Origin of the sequence: Halobacillus litoralis (assembly GCF_009856445.1) — a bacterium.
In the GTDB taxonomy this organism is placed as follows: Bacteria; Bacillota; Bacilli; order Bacillales; family Halobacillaceae; genus Halobacillus; species Halobacillus litoralis.
In genome coordinates this window covers 1-6,900 of the sequence record NZ_WMFA01000021.1, presented here as the reverse complement: position 1 = coordinate 6,900, position 6,900 = coordinate 1, and the positions used below count along the sequence as shown (strand labels likewise).

Genomic DNA, 6,900 nt, shown 5'->3' with positions numbered 1-6,900 from the left:
GCTAACCCCCATTAATAGCTTATGTAGTTCAGGCTACTTTTTTTCGCCTAAGGAAAGCTTGTCTATTATTTCTTCAATTCAGCTTAATTGTTGTTTCTCTTTTTAGAATTCACAACAAGTGTAAACACCCCCAACTATTACAGCAGCCAAAGTAAGCAAGAAAACAAATTGAGCAATTACATCCCCACACTTAAACCACTGATTGTTGAAAACACGAAAATAGTTATCCCTCCCTATATTAAATTTTCAAACTTTGACTAACCCAATCAGCTTATTAAAGCAACGCCCCCGTTTGAGGAAGACTCAGTTTCGAGATACATTCGTCTTATAGATCAACGTTTAGGTTCCTTCATTTTCCCAAAATTAATTAATAGTAACTGGCTGCTGATTATTGATAAAAGAAAAATAATGCCTGGTTCACCAGTACTCCATATAGTAGTTATGATAAAAAACAAGACTACTGAAACACTAATTAACAAACATAAATAAATTAATGAACTAATTATCTCAGTCATACTTAATCCTTTCTGAATGATTTTTCTATAGTCTTAGATAAGCCCCCGTTACTATAAGACTCAGTATCAAGATATCTTCCTGTCATAAATGTAAATAAATTTGGCACTATTTGGATTATTTCAAATAATCGCTTATAATACAACTGTGTATTAAAGGGGGTTTACATATGCCAACAATTAAAATCCAACCATCAAATTAAATTATATGGGAGGATAAAACTATTAATCAGCTTAAGTACGAATCTAACTACTCTAAGGACACGAAACTCCGAGAGAACTTGTATCCATTATTTAATACCGTATTTGGTATTCCTGAGAATACATTTAAAGACTTTTATTTCCGTGGTTTCTGGGACCCTACTTATAAACCATATTCATTCTTTTCAGAAGGGTACGCAGTGGCTAATGTTTCCACTTTTGATTTTCCTATCTTTTTAAATGGTGTGCTCCATAAAGCCGCAGGCATCCAATCAGTTATGACCCACCCTGATTATAGGAAAAAAGGTCTTATGAATACTTTGATGAAGAAGGCTTTAGCCGAAATTGATGAAAGTTACAATCTATCCTTTTTGGTAACATCCGATCCAAACCTTTATAAGAAATACGGTTTCCGCATCCTTAATGAGTACTTTTATGTGAAAGATTACAACCACAAAGGATCCCACTGTGCGGATCTGAAGAGCATCGACGTATTTGATTCACATGATTTAAAAAAGATTCAAGACCTTTTCAAGAAGAATGTTCCTAGTACTTCAGTATTTTATCCTGTTAACTATGAACACCCGTTCTATCTAAATATGTATAATCCGAATATGAAAAACCTGGTTTATTATTCAGCATCATTAGATTTAATGATTATGTACGAGGTCGTGGACAATAAATTAGAATTATTTGATGTAATAGGTAGTTCATTGCCTGATCTTGATAAGATTTGCTCTCTAATACCCGAACCCTTTCATGAAATCCATTTATTTTTCAACCCTGATAAATTTAGTACAGGTTTTAATGTACTTGAGTATGATTCACCTGATAAATTAATGGTTAGGGGTAATCTCGAGATTAGCCAACCTAGTTTCAAGTTACCAATTTTTGCAGAATTTTAAATGAAAGAAGAGCCAAGCAAAGACTTGGCTCTTCTTTCATTTGTATAGAATTTAAGGACTTATCCTTGTTCAGTAAAGCGGAACGCTGGTGCAGGCGTTTTAAAATTCCTATGAGCGACTGGTATTTATTAAACAATAGCCCCCTTTAGTTGAAGACTCGAATTCGAGATATACCTAAATATACTGCATCCTTATAGTCCCTTTTCCATTATGATAAGTTACCGTTGAGTATGCTCCATTTACGAGTATATTCTGTGGAGGCATATGGCCGATATCAACGTCATATATAACTGGTATCTCTTTTCCAAAAACATTCATCAAAGCATCCTCTAATTCGAAATCTTTGGTTGGTGAGTACCCACTCGCTCTTCCTATAAGTACTCCATTGACATTCTTAAACCATCCACTATATTTCATCTGCCACAAACACCGATATATCTCTGCAGCACTCCAATCAACAGATTCCAAGTACCAAATTACTCCCTCCTTGGCATGTTGAGTAGAGAATTCCATTACCTTATCGTAAGGAGTACCAATCAAGGTTTGTAATGTATTCATGACACCTCCCAGTAATCTTCCTGAAAACTCATGAGATTTCTGACCGGGAAGTGATTTCCACTCTGTTTCTGTATCAAAGTAAAAACCTGTAGCTGGGTTCGCAAATGTTTTTGTCCATGAGGATTGGTATTGATTTGAGGAGTATTGAATCACATCCTGACCTTTATTACAGCCTAAAACGTCCGTCCATTTTGTAGTAAGCTCGTCCCATTTAGGAGCTGATAACTCATTAAAATTCGTTCCATGTGCTGAAGCATTCCCAGTTATCGTCGTATATGCTAACAAAATCGTGCTAACATCTGAATAACCCAGGATCCATTTAGGGGGTAAGGTCTTAATGTAATTCCAGTCAATCATAGGTAAGACTTCCATGGAAAACTGTCCTCCCCACGGAGGGATAATTGCCTTAACACTCTTATCCTCGAGAAATTGAGTCAGTTCTTTTGCTCTTATAGATGCCTTAGCACTTCTAGATTTTGTTTCTGTCCATACTGTCTCACCTATCTTTACTATGAATCCTTTATTCTCAACATTTTCTTTAGCATTATGTACTAACATATGTAATTGCTCTTCTACCCCACTTGAAGGAGCTGTTACAGCAATCTCGTCATCTTTTTCTAATGCTGGCGGATACTTAACCACTCTATTGTCCCCCTTTAACCTTCCAAGATAATTATTTCATTATTACAAAATCAGATGCCATAATCAACCATTTATATGATAAAAAAGAGCGACTATCCTATTAGATAATCGCCCCCGTTAATTTAAGACTCGGACTCGAGATATCTCTTACTGTTATTTACTTTAGCGCCCTTTACTACAATACTCTTTAAGCAAAAAAAGCTGCAAGATAATATCCTACAAACATAATTATAAAAAAACTAAAAGTCATAATTATATTTGATATAATGCCAAACTTACTTTTCCCTAAATAGCCAAATACTGCACCTACAGGGTTAATAATAAATGTTAATATCCAAAAGCCATAACCATATTGAAGAATAAAGTTAGGCAACCATAATGCCACTCCCACTAAAAAACAAATGCCAGATAATATAATCCATTTTTCATTCGATTTCTCTATCTCCACTACTATCCCCCCTTTTGTTCTTCTTTAACTTTAACCCAATTACCTATTTACTTTTTTCTTTACTAATCCGTCAGTTTAATAGGTTAAACCATTGATATTACTTGTGCTTATGTAATGAAGGACTAATGCTCTCTTAAACAATCGCTCCCTATACTTGAAGACCTGATTTCGAGATATCTTGACCAACCACTACTATCGCCACATTTAGCTTAATAACTATAATAAGAACACGAGTAACAACCCTATAATGCCAGTTAAAAAATAACTAATTGTACCGGTCTTTATTATTTTTGAATTAACATCAGCTTTATGCTCAAGTTTTTTAATGTAATCAAATATTACCCAAAGACTAATTAAAGAAATTATCCCTAATAAAAAATTATCTACTATATGGACTAACGTAAAAACTGTCACTATTGCAAATGCTACACTACTTAAAATAGTTTTAATAATGTTCCACCCCAGTTCAACTGTTTATTCCTTCAGCTCAATAATCGATAGCCAACTTTCCAACTATAGCCCTCTTTTCGTGAATACTCGATTTCGAGATACTTTGGATTGTTTTAGAAGATAACCCGAATTAGGATTTGGACTCGAAGTAACTCTATTTTATTATTTTTCTCAATGGTCTGTACCTATATTGAAAAATAATCCATAATATAGGAGGTGGTTTCTATAACGATTGATCTGGATAATCTTTATATATGGAATGGCGGGAATTTACAATGATGGCTTATATTCATAAACGTATGAATAATAGAAGACACAAAACATTCAATAACTATGTTGAATATCATAAAGATATGGTCTATCAGATTTGTTTTAGTATATTAGGGTGTCCTTTGGTTGCTGAAGAAATTTCTATTTCAGTTTTTCACCAAGCTTATATTGATCTATGCTATGAAGAATCTCCTAGTGTTCAAAAAGATTGGCTACATAATGAGATTATATATCAGGTTTTTGATTATTTCGAACAAGAAAAAATGAGCAAAAAACATCCTATTGATATAAATGAACGTAATAATACCACCTTATCAAACGAAAAGCTGTCAAAAAATGAAGAAACGTTACGCAACACTTTATTATCACTGCCACTTACTGATCGGATATTTATTGTGTTGCGAAACACTTGCAGCTTATCTGCTAAAGAAGTCAATAAAATTATGAACAAAGCGGCTTGTTAATTTTTAATGGCTCCAACAAGAAGTTGAGAAAATCTAATCAAGCAGTCATCATCTGAATAAGGTTAGGAAATGAATAGCTTTGCTTATACTTTCTAGAAAGCTATATAGAAAAATACTAAAGCCCCGTTTCTATAAGACTTGACTTCGAGGTAATTGAAGTATATTTTCAACCAACGCTACTACCAAGGTAAATCGCATTTGCTATTCTTAAGAAAAAAACGTTTCACTGAACTGCATGCAGCCCTCATTAATACAAGTGGATAATTCACCAATCGGCTTTGGAGGCCTTGTTATTCTTCTTCGTTCCAGGAACAATATAGCTTCATCAGTTAGCGATTGGTAGGGAAAGTTATATGAAAAATATAAATCATATACCTACTATGTGGTTTTATTTGTTCAGATAACAGTATTCTGTTGTTGTACTTCATCAACTGAAGTGATTGTAATATCAACTTTATTCTCACCAAGAATCCTCGCTGAATTAATCATATCGCGGATTACCTTTGTAGCTTCTTCTAAATCTACATTGTTTTTTTGAAAACATAAAACATTCTTCAAATTATCCGATTGCTCAGCGTTTACTTTAGCTTTATTAAGAGTTTGTTTTGGTAGTTGTTTCAACGTAGTATCTTCACTTTTCGTTTTTCTTTTCATCTTCCTAGCTTTATAAATGACTGTGGAATATGGACAGCCAGTAAGTCTTTGAATCTCAGTATATTTTAGTGAGGTTTCTTTTAATAGTCTATCCACTTCTTCAGTTTGATAATTATAAGTTTTCCTTCGATCAATCATGTCTCACGCTCTCCTTTACCTTTTTAATATAACAAGTATTATTTATGTACGAGACAAAAAGATTTTAGCAAAATTGGCTGCAATATCGAATCTTAGTCTTCACCAACCCTGACTAAACATTTAAAAGGGGGCAATTCCATTATTATAGAATTGCCCCCGTTTTTATAAGACTCGTACCCAAGATATAATCGGGCTAAGCTTAACATACTAATTAATTCGAAATATTGATTATATAGTTTGATATTTGTACTACCTATATTTTTTTGGTAAAGTTAAGTGACTTATGACTATAGGGGGGGTATTTTGAAGTATCTAGCTTTTATCTTACTATCTACACTATTATTTGGATGTAGTGATAGCACAACTGAAAATAATGGATCTGATGAGAAGAAACAGTCGCCACAGGAAGAAACTCAGAAAGAAAATAATGTTGGGGAAGAAGTGATAGAAGATAGTACAGGCTCTTTTAAAATATTAGAATCAACTGAAGATGTTGGTACATATCAATCTGGTCCACTCACTATTAGTTTATCTGCTGCTAGTTTGGTAAGTGGAACATTCACCGATGACTTATTTATTGATAATATTGGTCGTGAAGATGTAGAATACTTGAATTTAGGTACTGAGGTTTCTACCACTAATGAGAATATTGTTTTTACATTAGATCACTTATCTTTAACTACGAGTACAGGAGAAGAAATTAAGAGTCCGAATGACTTTATGAGCGATGGTTTGAATGAAAAAGTACTTAGAGAAAAAGAAATGCCTAGATTCTTTGTTTTTATGTTTGATAAATCCAAAGCAAAGGAAATTGACTATGTAACACTCCACGTCAAGTCTCCAGTTAATGATAGTGGAGAAAAACTAGGTGAAGACTTAGATATAGAAATTCCGTTTAAGTAGGTGATTTACAGTGGAAGCAATCTTCTTTTTCTCAGTAGTTATCTTAGTTCCGTTATTATTACTCATTCTAGTTACTAGGATGATTAAGAAACAACATAATCTTGTTTCTTCATATAAGAGTGAGTCACAACAAGAATATGATCAAATCGCAAAGCAAACTGAGAAAAGAATGGAATTAGAAAAAGAAATGCTGGATATACAAAAGGAAAATTTGTCATTAAATAAAGAACTTCTTGAGGAAATAAAGAAACTAAACCAAAATACGAAATTATAAACAAAAGCTACATCTTCTCACTAAAGATGTAGCTTTTGTGTTGGTCAAGCTTAAATTCCTAAAACAGAATAGTTCATATTTATATCTCAAAACTCAGTATCCCACAGCTTTGCACAAGGGAGGGAAGGGTAATTGTTATTATAGAATTGCCCCCGTTATTATAAGACTCGAATTAAAGATAATCAAAGCCAAGGGTAGTTCTTATGCCTTTGTCGGAAGCGCTAGAACCGTCCCCTCGCTTCATTATAATGGAAATTACTAGAATCGAATTGAATATAAGAGACTAATGAATATCTATCTTTATGATGATATAATTCAACTCGAAATAGGAGGGTTATTGTGAAGAAAAATATTTTGATAATTGTAATAGTTTTAATCATTACATGCTTTGGCTTTTTCACTTATAAATATTACCAATCTACAAAGCTTGACCACAAAAACTGGGAAAGATTTATTAAAGACTTTCATTATTCTATTGATC

The 6,900-nt window shown here is 33.3% G+C and carries 7 protein-coding genes; 4 read left to right on the top strand and 3 right to left on the bottom strand.

All coding sequences use genetic code 11. The features are described 5' to 3' along the window. Positions 1–793 precede the first annotated feature (793 nt). Positions 794–1,618 (top strand): GNAT family N-acetyltransferase, encoded by an 825-nt coding sequence (locus GLW00_RS20095; RefSeq protein ID WP_160917038.1) that lies wholly within the window; start codon positions 794–796, stop codon positions 1,616–1,618. 174 nt (positions 1,619–1,792) lie between these two features. Here GLW00_RS20095 and GLW00_RS20090 read toward each other — a convergent pair whose 3' ends face one another. Further along, a complete protein-coding gene (locus GLW00_RS20090) occupies positions 1,793–2,818 on the bottom strand; it encodes a S66 family peptidase (protein ID WP_160917036.1) in 1,026 nt (341 codons plus the stop codon). A 187-nt stretch (positions 2,819–3,005) separates the two neighbouring features. Further along, positions 3,006–3,266 carry a hypothetical protein gene (locus tag GLW00_RS20085; RefSeq protein ID WP_335808500.1) on the bottom strand — a complete coding sequence of 87 codons (261 nt, stop codon included), beginning with the start codon at positions 3,264–3,266 and terminating at the stop codon, positions 3,006–3,008. Between the two features lie 728 nt (positions 3,267–3,994). Between GLW00_RS20085 and GLW00_RS20080 the strand changes: the two genes are divergently transcribed. After that, positions 3,995–4,450 (top strand): hypothetical protein, encoded by a 456-nt coding sequence (locus tag GLW00_RS20080; protein WP_160917035.1) that lies wholly within the window; start codon positions 3,995–3,997, stop codon positions 4,448–4,450. A 396-nt stretch (positions 4,451–4,846) separates the two neighbouring features. Here the strand turns inward: GLW00_RS20080 and GLW00_RS20075 are convergent, their stop codons facing one another. Then, entirely contained in the window at positions 4,847–5,242 is a 396-nt protein-coding gene (locus tag GLW00_RS20075; RefSeq protein WP_160917033.1) for a hypothetical protein, read from the bottom strand. A 303-nt stretch (positions 5,243–5,545) separates the two neighbouring features. Here GLW00_RS20075 and GLW00_RS20070 point away from each other — a divergent pair, with 303 nt between their 5' ends. Further along, the gene (locus GLW00_RS20070) at positions 5,546–6,145 is read left to right on the top strand and encodes a hypothetical protein (protein ID WP_160917031.1); all 600 of its coding nucleotides are present in this window, start codon (positions 5,546–5,548) and stop codon (positions 6,143–6,145) included. Between the two features lie 10 nt (positions 6,146–6,155). Further along, positions 6,156–6,419 (top strand): hypothetical protein, encoded by a 264-nt coding sequence (locus GLW00_RS20065; RefSeq protein WP_160917030.1) that lies wholly within the window; start codon positions 6,156–6,158, stop codon positions 6,417–6,419. Positions 6,420–6,900: the final 481 nt, after the last annotated feature.

Bases quoted from the DNA above. Each gene is read 5' to 3' on its own strand.
- GLW00_RS20080 (WP_160917035.1), top strand. From the start codon at position 3,995: ATGGCTTATATTCATAAACGTATGAATAATAGAAGACACAAAACATTC.
- GLW00_RS20075 (WP_160917033.1), bottom strand. From the start codon at position 5,242: ATGATTGATCGAAGGAAAACTTATAATTATCAAACTGAAGAAGTGGAT.